The organism is Rugamonas fusca, from assembly GCF_014042365.1.
Classification (GTDB): domain Bacteria; phylum Pseudomonadota; class Gammaproteobacteria; order Burkholderiales; family Burkholderiaceae_D; genus Rugamonas; species Rugamonas fusca.
In genome coordinates, this window is record NZ_JACEZS010000106.1 from 1 (window position 1) to 255 (window position 255).

At 71.8% G+C, this 255-nt stretch carries 1 protein-coding gene; it reads right to left on the reverse strand.

Going from position 1 to position 255, the window contains the following annotated elements; translation table 11 throughout:
- Positions 1–255: hypothetical protein (locus tag H3H36_RS26515; protein WP_182220996.1), on the reverse strand; the 255-nt coding region annotated here is incomplete at both ends.

Consider the following 255-nt stretch of genomic DNA (forward strand, 5'->3'; position numbering starts at 1 on the left):
CCACCTGGTCGGTGCTCATGGCGGCGATGCTGCCGGTGGTCAGGGCCGCCACTTGCGCCGTGGTCAGGGCGCCGACCTGGTCGGTCGTCAGGGCGGCCAGCTGGGCCGTCTTCAGGGCTGCGATGTCTGCCGTCTTCAGGCCGCCGATGGTGGCCGTGGCGATGGCGGCCACGGCGGCCGTGGCCAGCGACGAGAACTGCGCCGTGCTCAAGGCGCCGATCTGGTTCGACGACAGCGACACCACCTGGTCGGTGG